An 18,252-nucleotide genomic window follows, 5' to 3' on the forward strand; every position below is an offset into this window, starting at 1 on the left:
TTGAGCAAGGACGACATGTCATGAAAGAACTCACCCGCAAGCGGATTCTGGTTACCGGCGGCGCAGGCTTTCTCGGCTCGCATCTGTGCGAACGGCTCGTGACAGAAGGGCACGATGTTCTGTGCGTCGACAATTTCTACACCGGCACGAAAGACAACATCGCGCATCTGCTCGACTGCGCGAATTTCGAGCTGATGCGTCATGACGTGACCTTCCCTTTGTACGTGGAGGTCGACGAGATCTATAACCTCGCCTGTCCCGCCTCGCCGGTCCATTATCAACACGACCCGGTGCAGACCACCAAAACCAGCGTGCACGGCGCGATCAACATGTTAGGGCTCGCCAAACGCGTGAAGGCGAAAATCTTTCAGGCGTCGACGAGCGAAGTGTATGGCGACGCACTGATGCATCCACAAACGGAGGAATACTGGGGGCACGTGAACCCGATCGGCCCGCGCTCCTGCTACGACGAGGGCAAACGGTGCGCCGAGACGCTATTCATGGATTACCGGCGGCAACATGGATTGTCGATCCGGATTGCGCGGATCTTCAACACGTATGGGCCGCGCATGCATCCCGCCGATGGCCGCGTCGTGTCGAACTTCATGATGCAGGCACTGCAAGGCGAGCCGCTCACGCTCTATGGCGACGGCTCGCAGACACGCTCGTTCTGCTACGTGGACGATATGATCGACGGCTTTATCCGGCTGATGAACACAGCGGACGACCCCAACGGCCCGGTCAATCTGGGCAATCCGCACGAAGTAAGCATGCGCGAGATCGCGCAGCGGATCGTGGTGATCACCGGCTCGAACTCGCCGCTTGAACTGCATCCTCTGCCGACCGACGACCCGTGGCATCGCCAGCCGGATATCACGCGTGCGCGCGAGTGGCTCGGCTGGCAGCCGCGAACTTCTCTCGACGACGGCCTTGCCGCGACCGCGCGCTATTTCCGCGCGCGCATCGAAGCGGGCCGCGCGAAGTTACCCGACGCAGTCGCAAGCTTCGCCGCTCCGCTCGCGCATAGCTCGACATGAACCAGCGGGAGCGGCGGCCGGGCGACTGCCCGGCCGCCACGGATCCGGCTACGGTTCGAGCTTGACCTTGATCCAGCCCGGCTCACGCCGGTCGAACGCGCGGTAGGCCTCGATTGCATCCGTGATCGGCTCGCATTGCGTCAGCACGCCGAGCGGATCGAACGAACCGTTGCGTACGAGTTCGATCAGATGCGGCGTAATCGCCCGATGATTGCAGTTGCCCATGCGGAGGACGAGATTGCGGTTCATCGCCTCGCCGATAGGAAACGTTCGGTCCGTTTGCGGATATACGCCGATGATCGACACCGTCCCCGCCTTCGCCGCCGCCCGCACGGCCCACGACAATACCTGCGATGGCCCGCTGCCTGGCCGCCAGTTGTCGCCGTCCGGTGTGGCTTGCGGCGCGATCTCCTTGACCTCCGCGTCGAAAGCCTGCTGCTGATCTTTCTCTTTCTCCGCCGCCGGTCCGCGTTCCGCCCGTACCGCGTCAATGCCCACGGCGTCGATCACGCGGTCCACGCCAATGCCACCCGTAAGTTGCAGGATGATGTCGACAGGATCTTCCTCGTCGAAGTTGATGACCTCGGCACCTTGTGCGCGCGCCATGTCGAGCCGGGACGCGATCCGGTCCACCGCGATTACGCGGCCTGCGCCCATCAGTTTCGCGCTCGCGATCGCGAATTGACCGACCGGCCCCGCGCCGAACACCGCGACGGTATCGGCAGTTCGCACACCGGCGAGCTGTGCGCCGAAATAGCCGGTCGGAAAGATGTCGGAGAGCAGAATTGCTCGATCGTCATCGATTTCGTCGGGCAGGCGGATCAGGCTCGCGCTCGCGAGCGGCGTGCGTGCGTACTGTGCCTGCAAGCCCTGGAACGGGCCGGTCATTTTGGGGCCACCGAAAAACGCGGTGCCCGCGGCCGCGCCGTTCGGGTTCGCCGTATCGCACTGCGCGGTATAGCCTGCCCGGCAATACGAGCAGAACCCGCAGGAGATGGTGGATGGGATCAGCACCCGGTCGTGCTTGCGAAGATTACGCACCGAGCGCCCCACTTCCTCGATTATCCCAATGCCTTCGTGACCGAGGATGGTACCCGGCACCATGTCGCCGAGCGTGCCGCGCACCATGTGCAGATCGGTGCCGCAAATTGCACTCGACGTAAGACTTACCAGCGCGTCGGTCGGTTGCTGAAGTTTGGGTTCCGGAACGTTGTCGAGACGAATGTCTCCCACGCCGTGAAAGACCACTGCCTTCATCATTCACCTCCTTCAATCACACATTGTTCGAGACTCTCGCCGTTCGGTTTGTTTCGCTTTATTTCGCTTCATGCTCGCGGAGACATGCGTTGTAAAAATTTCGATGCGCTCACCGCGCACCGCTCCGCCTATTGCGCTCCGCTTATTCGTTACCGGGCCCTTTCGAGACCTCGGCGGGACAGCTGTATTCCTGTTGGCAGATTGTCCATCGCAGCGAGAACTTCACTGTCAGCTCCGTTCCCCCTTTGCGGTGCCCAGCAGACTTACCTTGTCGGCGGGATAGCAAGCGATTTTTGCGCCTTTGCACGTCGATATCAGGGTCGCCTTGCATGAGCGGGTGGAATTGACGCGCATGCAGGGATGCAGCATCGACCGTTCCAGCAAACGTATGTCTTTAACGGCCAGCTTTTGCGTGATGGCGCGCTGGCATGACGGGCATTCGCCTTGCTCGTCGACAAGAGTTCGCAGACAAGACAACGAAGAAGCGCCAAGAAACAGCACCGAGGCAACCGACGCCACCACATGTCAAGGAGAACGATATGAATCACGAACCTTCCGATCCCGTCGAACGAGCAGATCAGCGACGGCAAAGGACCGGTGACGGAGATGTGAAGCTCAGGCCCGACGGCGCCGTCGAGCAACGCGCGCACGGCAACATGGACGAAACGATGGTGCCCAAACGCAAGGAACATCCGGACGAAGGTCCGTACGTTCCGGAGCACGACCATCTCGACCCTGATCTCGAACCGGAAACGGGCAAACAGCCGCACGCCAAAAAGGATGAGGAGGCGTGAGCTGCACGATACGTGATCGTCAATGGATCGAATAGACGCTAGAGACAGGTGTGCGAGAGCAACAGCTGGATGCCGATCACGGGCGGTCATTTCAGGGCACCACTGGTGAACGGCGAGATCCTGAATAACTGCGCTGACTAGCAGGTGGTTACGTCGGATGGACCTGCTGTGATCGACAGGCGTTATCTGCTGAAGATGGAGTCAGTGAGTTTTCCGGTTGCGAAGGCAGCACCGGAAACGCTCGATCCGCAGCGATGCGATAGACACAACGCGCCCGGAACCCGCGAAGGCAACGCAAATTCTACGTAGAGTTATTTGAAGTGCAGACTCAAAGACAACTGAAAAACCTCGGGCGATGTCAAACTAACTCGTGCCTGTGCCGCCTACCTGGCGGCTCCAAACCAAAGAGCTTGGCGACTTTGAATTGGCAAAGAAGATCGAGGCTCGTCCGGGGCCGCATGCGTTAGTGACAGCGCTTGCCGCAGCGCTGCGCGAAGCCGCGGTCAGTGACAAGGCGTGCTTCTGTCAGGAAGCGGCCGCGAGCGCGCGCGGCGGACTTCGTGCGCTCATCCAGTTCCAACCTCGCCGGGCGCTCCTTAACCAGTTCTTCGATTGTTGTACCGGCCGAAGGATCCACGTACCCGTACGAATCAGGCGCTTCGTGTCACGGCGGGCGTGCGGGCGCCGCATTCGGCACTGAACTATTGCAGCTTCGTGTCTTCGCGTTTCGCGTCCGCCATGGCCTCCGGCTCTAACTCTTCCGCAGACCGATTCAGGCGGACAAACAGCCCCCAGGCGGCAAGGAGCAAGGCTGTCGAAGCAATCAGCCCGGCAGCATACCAAAGCTGCGATGGATCATGATGTAGCGCTTTGAACGTTGCCACGAGCCCTTCGATGGCAAGCGCGACGACGACAACCACCAGGAATCGCGACATGAAACGTCGTACCCGCGTCGGCGCGCTAACGTCAGCCTCGCGTATGACCTCTTCCTCTATGATGGTCTCGGCGATCTGCAAGGCGACAACGGCCCCAGCCAGCAGTCCCAAAGCTTCAATGATGGATTGCGCGCTTGTCTGGTCCCATCGACTCGCAAATGCAATCGATCCGATGCGAGCAGCAATGGCAATCAACATCAGCGCCGCGCCGGTGAAGAGAACAGCCATCAGCCCATGCACGATCGTAAAGAAGCGCAATAGGAACTTCATTTTTTTGGCTCCTCTCGAATTGCAGGTGGGTGATCCATGCCGTATTCGACAAATTGTGAAAGGCGCGGCGACGAGGACTGATTGTAGAGGCGGACCCCTTGGGCCTGACAATGGGGCCAACCCGCGCTCAGCAATTACCGCTCCTGGGCGCCAGCGCCTGACACCGGTCTCGGGCCGCTCCTCACGTGCTTTAATGTCGAACGCTTGCAGCGGTATTTTTTCCGGTCAAATTTGCATGCGTCGCCCCCACTCAGTATCGGTGGCCGTGGCGCCGTCATGACGCTGAAGTGACGTTATAAATCGAGCACCAGCAACGGCGACTTCGAACGCGAACAACAGGGCAGCAGTTGATCGTTCGCGGCGCGTTCTTCGTCGGTCAGATACACGTCGCGATGATCCGGCTCGCCCTCCAGCACGCGCGTGAGACACGTGCCGCAGACACCCTGCTCGCAGGAAGTCGCGATGGCGATGCCGGCCTTTTCCAACGCTCCTGCGATAGTCTGCGTCGCGGCCACGTCGACGACACGGCCACTGCTTGCGAGCCGCACCTGGAAAGGACCGTCGCTGTCATGCGCCGCCGCATTCGCCGCGGGAGCGCCGAAATACTCGCGATGCACGTTCTCGCTGTGCCAGCCGAGCCGCCGCGCCGCATCGAGCACGAAGTCGATGAAACCTGCGGGACCACACACGTACACATGCCGGTCGGCGGCGGGCGCCGCCAACACGCGTTCGAGATCGAGCCGCCCGGTGGCCGGCGCAGTGTCGAAATACAACCGGCTGTGCGGCTTCAGATGCGGCGCGGCGAAACGCTCGCGAAACGCCGCTCGTTCGGGCTCGCGCGTGCAGTAGTGTAGTTCGAACGAGGCTCGCGCATGCGCGAGCCCCTCGGCCATGCATAGAATCGGCGTCACGCCGATGCCGCCCGCCAACAGAATCGAATGAGCGGCATCAAGCGCGAGCGGAAAGTGATTCCTGGGCTCGCTGATATCGAGGAGCGCACCTTCGCGCAATGCATGCATCGCCGTGGAGCCGCCACGCGAGCACGGCTCACGCAGCACGCCCAACACGTAGCGGTGCGTTTCGCGCGGATCGTTGCACAGCGAATACTGACGCACGAAGCCGTCGGCGGGCATCACGTCAATATGGGCGCCGGCCGAAAACGCGGGCAAAGCCGCGCCGGCGGGATCGGCGAATTCTAACGACACGATGTCGCGCGCCACTTCAGTCTTGCGGATAAGCTGAACCTTCATGACGCGCTCACCTCCTGCGTGGCGTCGCGCTCTTCTTTCAGCAGACGTTCGATGATCTTGCGCGACTGCACGCCACCCGCGTCGATGTTCAGGCTGAGAATCTTTCGATGCGGATTGGCGAGCAGATTGCGCTGCTGCGCCTCGAGCACGGCGAGGTCTTCAGAGAAAATCTTGCCCTGCCCTTCGCGAATCGTTTGGGTGAGCGTTGCGTCCTGCGGCGCAAAGTTGCGTGCCATACCCCAGAAGTACCAGATCGACGTGTCGGTTTCCGGCGTGATGAAATCGACGACGATACTGCCGGCGCGATACTCCGCCGGCGCGTCGTAGCCGCCGTGCCCCGCGTGCGCGACGCCGACTTCGATCAGCACATGACTCGGCGGCGTGAAGCGACAGATCTGCCAGCGGTCGCACGGCACGTTGTCCGCGAGGCCGTTGCCGCGCAGTGCCGCAGCCCAGAACGGTGGCGGCATGATGTTCTGCATGTGGCGTCCGGTGACTACCGTATCGCCTTCCACGCGTGTGGCGGGCGGCGCTTCCTCGATCTCGGGCTGGCCAATGCTGCTTGCGTGCACATAGGTCTCGTGCGTCAGGTCCATCAGGTTATCGATCATCAGCCGGTAATCGCAGTTGATGTGATACAGGCCGCCGCCATAGGCCCACTCGGGATTGTCGGCCCATTCGAGATGATGGATCTTTGCCGGATCGGCGAGCGCCTCTTCGCCCGGCCAAACCCAGATGAAGCCGTAGCGCTCGACGGCCGGATAGCGGCGAATCGCCGGAATACCGCCCACACGCTGCGCGGGCATCGCTTTGCATTTGCCGTCGGTGCCCATCACGAGACCGTGGTAGCCGCAAACGAGCTGGCCGTCGCGCAGAAACCCCAGCGACAGCGCCGCGCCGCGATGCGGGCAGAAATCTTCGAGTGCCGCGACCTTGCCTTCGTCGCCGCGGAACAGCACCATTTTCTCGTTGCAGATCGTCCGACCCAGCGGCTTACCGTCGATTTCGTCAGGCGTGCAGGCGACGTACCACGCATTCTTCAAAAACATTCCTATCTCCTTAGTTATACTGATTTCGTGATCCGGACGTGTAATCTATCCGCCGTGTTCCGGCGCAGCGTCTAACGCCCGATCGGCAGGCGGATCAACTTTCCGCCAGGAACCTGCGTCATCGCATTCTGGTTTTCGAGCGCAGCATGCAGGTTGCGCTGTGCAATGCGGGCATGCTCGCGCATGAGCGCCTCGGCACGTGCGCCCTCACGCCGTTCGATCGACTCGACGACCGCGCGATGCTGCGACTGCGCGATTCGCAGCATGTCGCGCGCGCTGGCATCGATCGATTGCGCCATGACGAAGGCGCTCGGCGAGGCGAACGGCATCGTCATGACCCGCTCGATCTGACGTTCGATCACACTGCTGTTGCTCGCCGCGGCGAGTAGCGCGTGCAGGCGCCGGTTCGCATCGACGTAGGCCGAGAACGCGTCGTCGGTGAGTTCGCCGGCGAGGATCACGTCGATTTCATCGATACAGGCATGCAGTTTTTGCAGTTGGACGGCATCCACGCCGCGTTCGGCCGCGAGCCGCGCGGCCAGGCCTTCCAGCGTGCCGCGCAATTCGATCGAATCGCCGATGTCTTCGACCGTGAACGAACGAACCGCGAAGCCGCCCGACGCGATCGGTTCGAGCAGGCCTTCTTCTTCCAGCCGATTCAATGCGGCGCGCACCGGCGTGCGCGACACGCCAAGACGGTCGACCACCCACAGTTCCGAAATCCGCGCACCGGCAACCAGGTGACCTTCGACGATCAGTTCGCGCAAGCCGAGCAGCGCGCGTTCCGTTTGCGACGCTGCGCCGGGCGCTCGGGCGCGATGTGCGTTCGTCTCGTGCGGCCCGTCTTCGCCCGCAGGTTGTCTTGCCGCGGCATTGCCGACGGCTGCATTTGCGTCGAGGTCAGGCGGCGAAACGGGTATGAGGCGGCGCTGGGTCATGAGGAGGGGTCAGTAACTTGCACGGGTCAATTGTATGCATACAATTTGGATCGTGAGGCATTTACACACGTTTAATCGCCATTTCCGAGGGTAATTACTTAGAATTGGAGCCCAAAGTCGATCATGCTGTATACAAAGATATGGTGATCTTGCTCATTATTCGATGCGCGGAAGATCGACAGCCACACCGGTGCAAAGGCCACGCATGCGCCTTTACAGCGAGCTCCTGCACGAACTCACCGACGTCGCCGCTGGCAGGAAGACTCTCCCTACCCGATTTACCGCGACCAACGACCGAGCGTCCAGAGCGTTCTACCGGAATCGGACCACCCCTGCTTGCTAGGACGAGACAGCGTCGTGCTCACACCGCACATCGCGAGCGCAACGCATGAAACACACTTGAAGATGGCGGAACTGACGCGCGACAATGTACTGCGCTTTTTCTGTGCCGGTCATGCGCTGACCCCGGTCGCGTTGCCGTCCCAACCCGTTGCCGCCGAGTGGCAACCTTACTCAGTGAATGACGCCCATCATGACGCACAACTGCCAGTCCGATCCGTCCGCCGATCAACCCGATACGCCCGCAGCCGCGCGTTCTTCCAGCGGCCTGCGCCAGGGCCTCACGAACTACGGTGACGAGGGCTTCGCGCTTTTCCTTCGCAAAGCTTTCATCAAAGGCGCCGGCTACACGGACGACGTCCTCTCGCGCCCGATCGTCGCAATCGCCAATACGGGGAGCGCGTACAACCCGTGTCACGGCAACGCGCCTCAACTGATCGAGGCGATCAAGCGCGGCGTCATGCTTGCCGGCGGTCTGCCCGTCGAATTTCCGACCATCTCGATCGCGGAAAGCTTCTCGCATCCGACCAGCATGTATCTGCGCAATCTGATGTCGATGGACACCGAAGAGATGATCCGCGCGCAGCCGATGGACGCGGTCGTGCTGATCGGCGGCTGCGACAAGACGGTGCCCGCGCAGCTGATGGGCGCCGCCGCCGCGAATGTGCCGGCGATCCAGCTCGTCACCGGCCCGATGCTCACCGGCTCGCATCGCGGCGAGCGGGTCGGCGCCTGCACCGATTGCCGCCGCTTCTGGGCGAACTTTCGCGGCGACCAGATCGATGCGGCCGAGATCGACGCGGTGAACAACCAGCTGGTCGCGACGGTCGGCACCTGCTCGGTGATGGGCACGGCGAGCACCATGGCCTGCATCGCCGAAGCAATGGGGATCATGCTGCCGGGCGGCGCAACGCCGCCGGCGGTGAGCGCCGAGCGCATGCGGATCGCCGAAAAAACCGGTCAGCAGGCCGTCGCGATGATCGGCGCGCAGCTTACGCCGCAAAAAATCCTGACGCCGCAAGCTGTCGAAAACGCATTGCGCGTGCTGCTGGCTACCGGCGGTTCGACCAACGGCATCATCCATTTGACGGCCATCGCCGGCAGGCTCGGCATTCGTCTCGATCTGCAACGGCTCGACCATATTGCACGGCAGACGCCCGTACTCGTCGATCTGAAGCCCTCTGGACAGCACTACATGGAGGACCTGCATCGCGCGGGCGGCCTGACGACTGTGATGCGGCGCATGCGCCATCTGCTGCATCTCGATGCGCTCACCGTGACCGGACGCACCTTGGGCGAGGAACTGGACGCCGCGCCCGCCGACTTCCCGCAGGACATCGTGCGTTCAATGCAGAACCCGATCTACCCCGAAGGCGGCATCGCGGTACTGAGCGGCAATCTGGCGCCGCGTGGCGCGATCATCAAGCAGTCCGCGGCCAATCCGGCGTTGATGGAACATAGCGGGCGGGCGGTCGTCTTCGAAGATGCCGAGGATCTCGCGCGCCGCATCGACGATCCCGACCTCGACGTGCATGCCGACGACGTGCTCGTGCTCAAGCGGATCGGGCCGGTCGGCGCACCCGGCATGCCGGAGGCCGGGTACATTCCGATTCCGAAGAAGCTGGCGCGGCAGGGTGTGAAGGACATGGTGCGAATCTCGGATGGCCGCATGAGCGGCACCGCCGCAGGGACGATCGTGCTGCATGTCACGCCCGAGGCAGCCGTCGGCGGCCCGCTCGCGATCGTGCGTAGCGGTGACCGCATCCGTCTGAGCGTGGCGCAACGCGTCGTCGCGCTCGAAATGGACGACGCGCAGATCGCCGAACGTCTCGCCGCGTTGCCGCCGGTCGCGACCGAGACGAACGAACGCGGCTATCGCAAGCTGTTTTTGCGCTCGGTCACTCAGGCGGATGAAGGTTGCGATTTCGATTTTTTGCAAGCGCCGCACATGACGGTGAGTGTGCCGCGATAGTGCGCGGTGCCTTGACGCGCCAGCTTGTCACTCCGAGTCTCGATTTTCGCTGCTGCGTTGCTTTAAGGCATTTTTCGCGGCTCGGGAGCGGCAAACCGTCGAGCCCGCGTGCCCTCCCCGCCCGCCCCCCGCAGCAGCGCCTATGAATTGTGAGGAACACAACATAGACTGAACACCCAATAGCCGGTCCAATGGAGAACAGATCATGGCTTGCGAGTTTCGTCACTGCACCTGTCCCGATTCCTCACATTCCATTCAAAGAGGCCGACGTACAGCGCTGAAAACAGGCCTCGGCGTCGCACTTGCCGCAGCGGTTGGCACCGCCGGGCTCTCGGTGTCGTCTGTCTCCCTGGCCGCGGCACTCACGCAAAAAGAGCGTGACAGTCTGACGCCCGATCAGATCATCGAAAGCATGAAGAAAGGCAACGAACGTTTTCGCTCGGGAACCGCGCATCGGCACGACTATCTCGCGCAGAAACGGGCTAGCGCCGGTGGCCAGTTCCCCGCCGCTGTCATTCTCAGTTGTATCGACTCCCGCACACCCGCAGAACTCATCCTCGATTCCGGCATCGGCGATACCTTCAATGCACGTATCGCGGGCAATATTGCCAATGAGGATCTGGCCGGAAGCCTCGAATTCGCGTGCGCCGCAGCCGGAGCCAAGCTCGTGCTGGTCATGGGTCATACGGATTGCGGCGCGATCAAGGGCGCTATCGACAACGTCCAGCTCGGCAATCTGACCGGCTTGCTGGCGAAGATAAAGCCTGCCATCGATGCCACACAATATGAAGGGAAACGCACGGGAAGCAACATTGAATTCGTCGACAAGGTTGCAAGAGCGAATGTCCAGAACACGATCGACGACCTACGCAAACGCAGCGAAATCCTGGCGTCGATGGAAAGGGATGGAAAGATAAAGATGGTAGGTGCGATGTATCACCTGAACAACGGGAAAGTCGAGTTCATGACCTGACATTAGAAACCAGGAAAGGCACGGCGGCGATATTCCTTCTCGAAGCCTGCCAGGAGATACCACTCGGCGCCGCAACAAAAAAATGGCGCTGCAGACGTTCAGCCTGCAGCGCCATTGTGTGGTGCTACGACGCGACCGACACGCCGTAGCCCGACAGCACGCTTACATCTCGACGGTGTCGGCCACTTCCTTGAAGTCTTCGATCTGGTCGAAGTTCATGTACTGGTAGATCTTGTCGCTGTTGGCGGTGAGCACGCCCATGTCGGCCATGTACTCCTCCCGGGTCGGAATCTTGCCCAGACGCGAGCAGATCGCCGCCAGTTCCGCCGAGCCGAGGTACACGTTGGTGTTCTTGCCCAGGCGGTTCGGGAAGTTACGGGTCGAGGTCGACATGACCGTCGCGCCTTCGCGCACCTGTGCCTGGTTGCCCATGCACAGCGAGCAGCCCGGCATTTCGGTACGGGCACCGGCTGTGCCGAACACGCCGTAGTGGCCTTCCTCGGTCAGCTGCTTCTGGTCCATCTTGGTCGGCGGGGCCACCCACAGCTTGACCGGGATGTCGCGCTTACCTTCGAGCAGCTTCGACGCGGCACGGAAGTGTCCGATGTTGGTCATGCACGAGCCAATGAACACTTCGTCGATCTTGGCACCGGCCACGTCCGACAGCGTCTTCACGTCGTCCGGATCATTCGGGCAGGCCACGATCGGCTCGTGGATGTCGGCCAGGTCGATCTCGATGACGGCGGCGTACTCGGCGTCGGCATCCGGCGCCAGCAGTTGCGGGTCGGCCAGCCACTGCTCCATCGCCTTGATGCGGCGCTCCAGGCTGCGCGGGTCCTGGTAGCCTTCGGCGATCATCCACTTCAGCAGCGTGACGTTGCTGTTGAGGTACTCGATGATCGGCTCCTTGTTCAGGTGGACCGTACAACCGGCGGCCGAGCGTTCTGCGGAAGCATCCGACAATTCGAATGCTTGCTCGACCTTCAGCTCGGGCAGGCCTTCGATTTCGAGAATACGGCCCGAGAAGATGTTCTTCTTGCCTTGTTTGGCAACCGTCAGCATGCCTTGCTTGATGGCGTACAAGGGAATCGCGTTGACCAGGTCGCGCAGGGTCACGCCCGGCTGCATTTTGCCCTTGAAGCGGACCAGCACCGATTCCGGCATGTCCAGCGGCATCGTACCGGTGGCGGCCGCAAAGGCGACGAGGCCCGAACCGGCCGGGAAACTGATGCCGATCGGGAAGCGCGTGTGCGAATCGCCGCCGGTGCCCACGGTGTCGGGCAGCAGCATGCGGTTCAGCCACGAGTGGATCACGCCGTCACCCGGGCGCAGCGCAATGCCGCCACGGGTGCTGATGAAGTTCGGCAAGGTCTGGTGGGTCTTGACGTCCACCGGCTTCGGGTAGGCGGCGGTGTGGCAGAACGACTGCATGACGAGGTCGGCCGAAAATCCCAGGCACGCCAGGTCCTTGAGTTCGTCGCGGGTCATCGGGCCCGTGGTGTCCTGCGAGCCGACCGAGGTCATCTTCGGTTCGCAGTATGTGCCGGGGCGCACGCCCTCGCCTTCCGGCAGGCCGCAGGCGCGGCCGACCATCTTCTGGGCCAGCGAGAAACCCTTGCCGCTGTTGGCCGGCTGCTGCGGCAGGCGGAACAGGGTCGACGGAGCCAGGCCCAGTGCTTCACGCGCCTTGGCGGTCAAACCACGGCCGATGATCAGGGGAATGCGGCCGCCCGCGCGCACTTCATCGAACAGCACGTCGGACTTGACCTGAAATTCGGCGATCACTTCGCCGTTCTTCAGGGCTTTGCCTTCGTACGGGCGCAGTTCGACCACGTCGCCCATGTCCATCTTCGACACGTCGAGTTCGATCGGCAAAGCGCCGGCGTCTTCCATCGTGTTGTAGAAAATCGGGGCGATCTTGCTGCCCAGGCACACGCCGCCGAAGCGCTTGTTGGGGATGAACGGGATGTCTTCACCCGTGAACCACAGCACCGAATTGGTGGCCGATTTGCGCGAGGAGCCGGTGCCGACCACGTCGCCCACATACGCGACCAGGTGGCCCTTTTCCTTCAGCGACTCGATGAACTTGACCGGGCCACGCTTGCCGTCCTCTTCCGGAGTGATACCGGGACGGGCGTTCTTCAGCATCGCCAGCGCGTGCAGCGGGATGTCCGGACGGGTGGTTGCGTCCGGGGCCGGCGACAGGTCGTCGGTGTTGGTTTCACCCGTCACCTTGAAAACGGTGATGGTCAGGCTTTGCGGCACTTCCGGACGACTGGTGAACCATTCGGCGTCGGCCCAGCTTTGCAGCACGGCCTGGGCGTTGGCGTTGCCCTTCTGCGCGAGTTCCTTGACGTCGTGGAACTGGTCGAACATCAGGAGAGTCTTCTTCAGCGCCTCGGCGGCCACGGTGGCCACATCGGCATCGGACAGCAGCTCGATCAGCGGCTGGATGTTGTAGCCGCCCAGCATCGTGCCGAGCAGTTCGGTGGCGCGAGCGCGCGAGATCAGCGCGCAGGCGGTCTGGCCTTTGGCCACAGCGGCGAGGAAGCCGGCCTTCACGCGAGCGGCTTCGTCCACGCCGGCGGGCACGCGGTTAGTGATCAGGTCGAGCAGGGTCTGCTCTTCGCCGGCCGGCGGATTCGTCAGGAGTTCAACCAGTTCGGCGGTCTGCTGAGCCGTCAGCGGCAGGGGAGGAATGCCGAGCGCGGCGCGGGCGGCCACGTGAGTACGAAAATTTTCAAGCATGGGGGACCTGCTGGTATTTGCGTTTCAGGGAAAGGCTTTTACGGCACGCCCAAGGCCGTGCCGGACACTGCTCAAGCGCGATTCTAATTGCAATACGCCTGCACGGTCAAATGTCTTATGTCTTATATAAGAGTTGACGCTCAAATCAAATCGCGATCCCGATAGACGTCTCGCGAGGTTGCAAGTTCGGAAACAATGTATTGACGAGAGCTATTTGTGATTAATTTGTAAGAAGATGGCGGACATCAACGCCGGTTGAATCCACCGGCGCTTTGCTGACCTTCGCAATCCGGTGCCGGTGAATGTCGGATGCGTCATGGATGAATGGGTCTTCCGGACCCATCGTCGTCCTTCACCACTGCGGCGTGAATGTCCGCGTGGTTGAGTGGTACTGCCGCATGGACTTCGGGAATTTGTCCTCGAGGTTGCGCCGTCATGCATGGAGGGAAGCCTGATGCGCCATACATTGTCGTTTCATGCTGCTATTGCCTACCTATACTCTGCAAGGGGGGTCGTTAGTTTTACTGCAAGGAACGACAGCCCTTTTTCGTCAGATATATTCTGACTTCGTAGCGTGAGGTGGCACATGCAATACGACCAACAGAAAGTGGAAGACTTCATGGGGCGTATGGTTGGAGAGTTCGGCGCAGTGGCGTGCGCGCCGCTGATCGCGCTCGGCGACCGGCTCGGCCTCTATAAAGCGATGACCGAGCAGGGCTGGATGACCTCGGAGCAGGTCGCCGAACGCGCCGGTCTCGCCGAACGATACGTGCGCGAATGGCTCGCAGCGCAAGCTGCATCCGGTTTCATTGACTATGACCCTTCGACCGCCCGCTATCAGCTCGCCAATGAAATGGCGATGTGCTTTGCCGAAGAAACGAGCCCGACTTTCATCCCCGGCTTCTGCGACTGCGCTGAAGCGATGTTCCGCAGCTTGCCGAAACTCGAAGCCGCGTTTCGCACGGGTTTGGGCGTCGGTTGGCATCAGCATCATCCATCGCTGTTCCGGGGTACTGAACGATTCTTTCGTCCGGGCTACGCAGCGCATCTCGTCGATGAATGGATCCCCGCGCTCGACGGAGTACAAGAGATTCTCAAGGGGCGTGGCGCGAAAGTCGCGGATGTTGGCTGCGGCCACGGCGCATCCACGATACTGATGGCTCAGGCATACCCAAACGCGGCTTTCATCGGCTTCGATTATCACGAACCGTCCGTGCAGAGAGCACGTGAACTTGCCGACGCCGCGGGCCTCGGCGACCGCGTCACGTTTGAAGTCGCAACCGCCCAGCAATATCCTGGAAAGGACTACGACCTCGTCGCATTCTTCGATTGCCTGCACGATATGGGCGACCCGACGGGCGCAGCAGCACACGTCCTGCAAACGCTGCGACCCGATGGATCGTGGATGATCGTGGAACCGTTCGCGAATGACCGCCTCGAAGACAATATCAATCCTGTCGGACGGGTATTCTATTCTGCGTCGACGATGATCTGCACAGGCGCATCGTTATCACAGGAAGGCAGAAGAGCGCTCGGCGCGCAGGCGGGCGAAGCGCGGCTCAGGGAAGTCGTGACTGCTGGCGGCTTCACGCGCTTCAGGCGCGCAACGCAAACGCCGTTCAATCTGGTTTTTCAGGCGCAGGCGTGAACATGGTTTGCTTGCCGGAAACCGTGCGAGCGAGGCACAAAGTCGTCGGAGCGCGCTTGTCCGCACCAATGCTGAAGACGTTGACGAACGTCCGCGCTTCGCCTGCCATGCAACGCCCGCCGCCCGCCTGGAGCTAACTCAGGCGATGACCTTCTGCTCTGCGGCAGCCTGCTCGCGCATGCGACGGGCTTCGTCGCGCAGGAACTGCTGGTAATCGTCCAGATCGCCGTCGAAGGGCTCGACGCCGCCCTTGGTGACCAGCCAGAACTCATCACATACCGCGCGCAGCAGGGCCCGGTCGTGACTGACCAGCATCACCGTGCCCTCAAATTCGTTGAGCGCCATGGCTAGCGCTTCGCGTGTGGCCAGGTCGAGGTGGTTGGTAGGCTCGTCGAGCAGCAGCAGGTTCGGGCGCTGTCACACGATCATGCACAATACGAGCCGCGCCTTTTCGCCGCCGCTCATCGTGCTAACCACCTGATGGACCGTGTCGCCACTGAAGTTGAAAGTGCCGAGGAAGGTGCGAAGCGATTGTTCGGTTCCACTGTGGCCGGGGGCGCGCATGTGAGCAGGCGTGTCCCTGGCAAGGCGGATCATGTGCTCCATCGGCGTGTCAAGCGGGCGCAGCACGTCGAGCTCCTGCTGGGCGAAGTAGCCGATGTTCAGGCCTTTGCCTTCGCTGATTTCGCCGGCAATCGGCGCCAGCGCGTGCGCCACCGTCTTTACCAGCGTGGACTTGCCCTGGCCGTTGGCACCGAGAATGCCGATTCGCTGTCCGGCCAGCACGGAACGGTTGATGCCCCGCACGATGACCGTGGGCGGCGTGCCCGACGGTGCGCCGGTCGGCGCGGGGTAGCCGAAGCTCGTGTCCAGCATCGACAACAGCGGGTTCGGGACGTTGAGGGGCTCCTTGAACTCGAAGTTGAACTCCGCATCGGCCAGCACCGGTGCGATCTTTTCCATTCGTTCGAGCGCCTTGACCCTGCTCTGCGCCTGTTTCGCCTTCGAGGCCTTGGCCTTGAATCGGTCGATGAATTTCTGCAGGTGAGCGATCTTGTCCGCCTGCCTGGCCACTGCAGCCTGCTGCAATACGAGCTGCTCGGCGCGCATGTCTTCGAACTTGCTGTAGTTGCCGCCGTAACGCACGAGCTTGGCGTTGTCGACGTGCACCGTCACCTGCGTCACCGCGTCGAGGAATTCGCGATCGTGGCTGATCACTACCAGGGTTCCTTGATAGCGTTTGAGCCAGGCTTCCAGCCAGACCAGCGCGTCGAGGTCAAGGTGGTTGGTCGGCTCGTCGAGCAGCAGGAGGTCGGACGGGCACATGAGCGCGCGCGCCAGTTGCAGTCGCATGCGCCAGCCGCCGGAGAAGCTGTTGACCGGCTGGCTAAGCTGCGCAGCACTGAAGCCAAGGCCCAGGATCAGCGCCTGGGCACGTGCGGGGGCATCGTGTGCACCGGCGTCGTGCAAGGCCATGTAGGCGTGGGCCATGCGCATGCCGTCGTCGCTGGCTTCGGCGGCGGCTGCTTCGGCCTGCGCGGCCAACAGCATGGTGTCACCCTCGATTACGAAGTCCGTCGCGCTCTGCTCGGTCTCCGGCATCTCCTGGGCGACCTGGCCCATCTTCCACGCAGCGGGAATCGAGAACTCGCCGCTGTCTTCGTGCAGCGTGCCGTTGAGAAGGCCAAAGAAGGACGATTTACCGGCGCCATTGCGGCCGACAAGACCAATCTTTTCGCCGGGGCCGAATGTGATGGACGCGCGGTCGAGTACGACATTAACGCCGCGGCGCAGCGTGAGATTACGGACAGAAATCATAAGGAGCCACTTCGAAGAGGATTGGCATGATAGCCGACCGGACGTGCAGGGCTGTTTCTTTTCTGATCCGCTTGCGCTTCGCGGCGCCCACCGGCAAAGCGAGGTAAGCCATGGTGCACCGGGCTTTCCGGCTGCGGGGCCAGCGAACTTGGCGGTGGATGACGGATCTTGGCTGCGGATTCAACCGGTCGATGCAACACAATCGATGCTGCGTGAGCAGCGGGAAGGTTGCATCGACCGGTTGAATCCGCAGCCGAGTCTTGCCACCTCATTGCAGGGTGAGAAGCTGACGGATTCGAGGCACCTCATGCCGGAGGGAGGTCTTCCGGTGACTTCAACCATTTCGCATACGAGCAACCAACGCGAGCAAGCGAGCACTCATTTCCTTGGCCGGCAAGTGCGCAAGCCAGCCATGACCAGGAAGCAGCCATTCGAAGCGATACGCGGCCAACTTGCCGAGCGATTCAGCGAGCTCGGTCCACGAGTACCAGCATGCATCCCTGAACGCGACTAGGTCCTGCTCGCGCGGACTCCAGGCAAGTGAATCACCCGAGAAGAGCACGCAATCGTCGAGCAGGTACACCACGCTACCTCGAGTGTGCCCGGGCATCGGAATTGCGCACACGCCGGCCGCGATGCGCGGTGCTGATCCGTCGTCGAGCAGATCCGTAGCATATGGGGCAGCCGAACTGTCCTCGCGGTGGATCCACACACGAGCTCCAAACTGGCGCGCGTATTTGTCTGCGTCTGCGACGTCGTCACGATGCGACAGAAGGATGTGCGCAATACCGCCCGAAGCGTCAAACCATTTCACCAGTTCCGCCGCATACCGCGGTGAGTCGATCAGCAGGTTGCCATCCGGCCGCGCGGCAAAATAAGAATGTGCGCCAAACGACGACCGAGCGTTGAACCCACAGCGCCACACGCCCGTTATGATCTGCTGCGGAAAGACCGCGGTGCGCGGACGAGGCTGCTTCGTTTCGCTGCGTACGGATGCCGTAGGACATACGAACACCGCACGCCAGGCAGCAAGCTGCTCTTCCGGCGTGACGGGCTGCCGAACGAATACGCTCTTGTCGTTTCGTTCGGCGATCAGCCCAGGCGCGACGTGCCGCGATGCACCGCAATTGATGCACGCCGTGTCGATGTACCATTCCCCTGGGACGGAGTCCGTATTGCGTAGCGGCTTCATTCCATGCTCCGGTTCTGACAACGCATCGCAAC

Annotated in this window: 12 protein-coding genes and 1 pseudogene; 5 read left to right on the forward strand and 8 right to left on the reverse strand. The window is 61.9% G+C overall.

Annotation, left to right across the window (positions count from 1 at the left end):
• Window positions 1-20 precede the first annotated feature (20 nt).
• On the forward strand, window positions 21-1,037 hold the full coding sequence (locus tag HV770_RS10470) for a UDP-glucuronic acid decarboxylase family protein (protein WP_175159321.1): 1,017 nt from the start codon (window positions 21-23) through the stop codon (window positions 1,035-1,037).
• A gap of 48 nt (window positions 1,038-1,085) precedes the next feature.
• Here the strand turns inward: HV770_RS10470 and HV770_RS10475 are convergent, their stop codons facing one another.
• Complete coding sequence (locus HV770_RS10475; protein ID WP_175159584.1) at window positions 1,086-2,294, reverse strand: zinc-dependent alcohol dehydrogenase; 1,209 nt, start codon at window positions 2,292-2,294, stop codon at window positions 1,086-1,088.
• Between the two features lie 428 nt (window positions 2,295-2,722).
• Here HV770_RS10475 and HV770_RS10480 point away from each other — a divergent pair, with 428 nt between their 5' ends.
• A complete protein-coding gene (locus tag HV770_RS10480) occupies window positions 2,723-3,088 on the forward strand; it encodes a hypothetical protein (protein ID WP_425497390.1) in 366 nt (121 codons plus the stop codon).
• A gap of 701 nt (window positions 3,089-3,789) precedes the next feature.
• Here HV770_RS10480 and HV770_RS10485 read toward each other — a convergent pair.
• The 4 genes from HV770_RS10485 to HV770_RS10500 form a co-directional block, all read right to left on the reverse strand.
• Window positions 3,790-4,293 carry a hypothetical protein gene (locus HV770_RS10485; RefSeq protein WP_175159322.1) on the reverse strand — a complete coding sequence of 168 codons (504 nt, stop codon included), beginning with the start codon at window positions 4,291-4,293 and terminating at the stop codon, window positions 3,790-3,792.
• Between the two features lie 293 nt (window positions 4,294-4,586).
• A complete protein-coding gene (locus HV770_RS10490) occupies window positions 4,587-5,543 on the reverse strand; it encodes a PDR/VanB family oxidoreductase (protein ID WP_175159323.1) in 957 nt (318 codons plus the stop codon).
• A complete protein-coding gene (locus tag HV770_RS10495) occupies window positions 5,540-6,592 on the reverse strand; it encodes an aromatic ring-hydroxylating dioxygenase subunit alpha (protein ID WP_175159324.1) in 1,053 nt (350 codons plus the stop codon). The genes HV770_RS10490 and HV770_RS10495 overlap by 4 nt, the downstream gene beginning before the upstream one ends.
• Window positions 6,593-6,663: 71 nt before the next feature.
• Window positions 6,664-7,530, reverse strand: coding sequence for a GntR family transcriptional regulator (locus tag HV770_RS10500; protein ID WP_175159325.1), 867 nt, complete (start codon window positions 7,528-7,530; stop codon window positions 6,664-6,666).
• 532 nt (window positions 7,531-8,062) lie between these two features.
• On the opposite strand from HV770_RS10500, the gene HV770_RS10505 reads away from it, so the two are divergent.
• Together HV770_RS10505 and HV770_RS10510 are read left to right on the forward strand one after the other, a co-directional pair.
• Entirely contained in the window at window positions 8,063-9,841 is a 1,779-nt protein-coding gene (locus HV770_RS10505) for an IlvD/Edd family dehydratase (protein ID WP_175159326.1), read from the forward strand.
• Between the two features lie 205 nt (window positions 9,842-10,046).
• Window positions 10,047-10,814 (forward strand): carbonic anhydrase family protein, encoded by a 768-nt coding sequence (locus tag HV770_RS10510; protein ID WP_175159327.1) that lies wholly within the window; start codon window positions 10,047-10,049, stop codon window positions 10,812-10,814.
• A gap of 162 nt (window positions 10,815-10,976) precedes the next feature.
• On the opposite strand, the gene acnB is transcribed toward HV770_RS10510, so the two are convergent.
• Complete coding sequence (gene acnB, locus HV770_RS10515; protein ID WP_175159328.1) at window positions 10,977-13,562, reverse strand: bifunctional aconitate hydratase 2/2-methylisocitrate dehydratase; 2,586 nt, start codon at window positions 13,560-13,562, stop codon at window positions 10,977-10,979.
• Window positions 13,563-14,148: 586 nt separating this feature from the next.
• Between acnB and HV770_RS10520 the strand changes: the two genes are divergently transcribed.
• On the forward strand, window positions 14,149-15,210 hold the full coding sequence (locus tag HV770_RS10520; RefSeq protein WP_175159329.1) for a class I SAM-dependent methyltransferase: 1,062 nt from the start codon (window positions 14,149-14,151) through the stop codon (window positions 15,208-15,210).
• Window positions 15,211-15,348: 138 nt separating this feature from the next.
• Here the strand turns inward: HV770_RS10520 and HV770_RS10525 are convergent.
• A pseudogene (locus tag HV770_RS10525) lies at window positions 15,349-17,028 on the reverse strand (ABC-F family ATP-binding cassette domain-containing protein).
• 334 nt (window positions 17,029-17,362) lie between these two features.
• Window positions 17,363-18,220 (reverse strand): MBL fold metallo-hydrolase, encoded by an 858-nt coding sequence (locus HV770_RS10530; RefSeq protein ID WP_175159588.1) that lies wholly within the window; start codon window positions 18,218-18,220, stop codon window positions 17,363-17,365.
• Between the last annotated feature and the right edge of the window lie 32 nt (window positions 18,221-18,252).

Source organism: Paraburkholderia fynbosensis, assembly GCF_902859935.1.
In the GTDB taxonomy this organism is placed as follows: domain Bacteria; phylum Pseudomonadota; class Gammaproteobacteria; order Burkholderiales; family Burkholderiaceae; genus Paraburkholderia; species Paraburkholderia fynbosensis.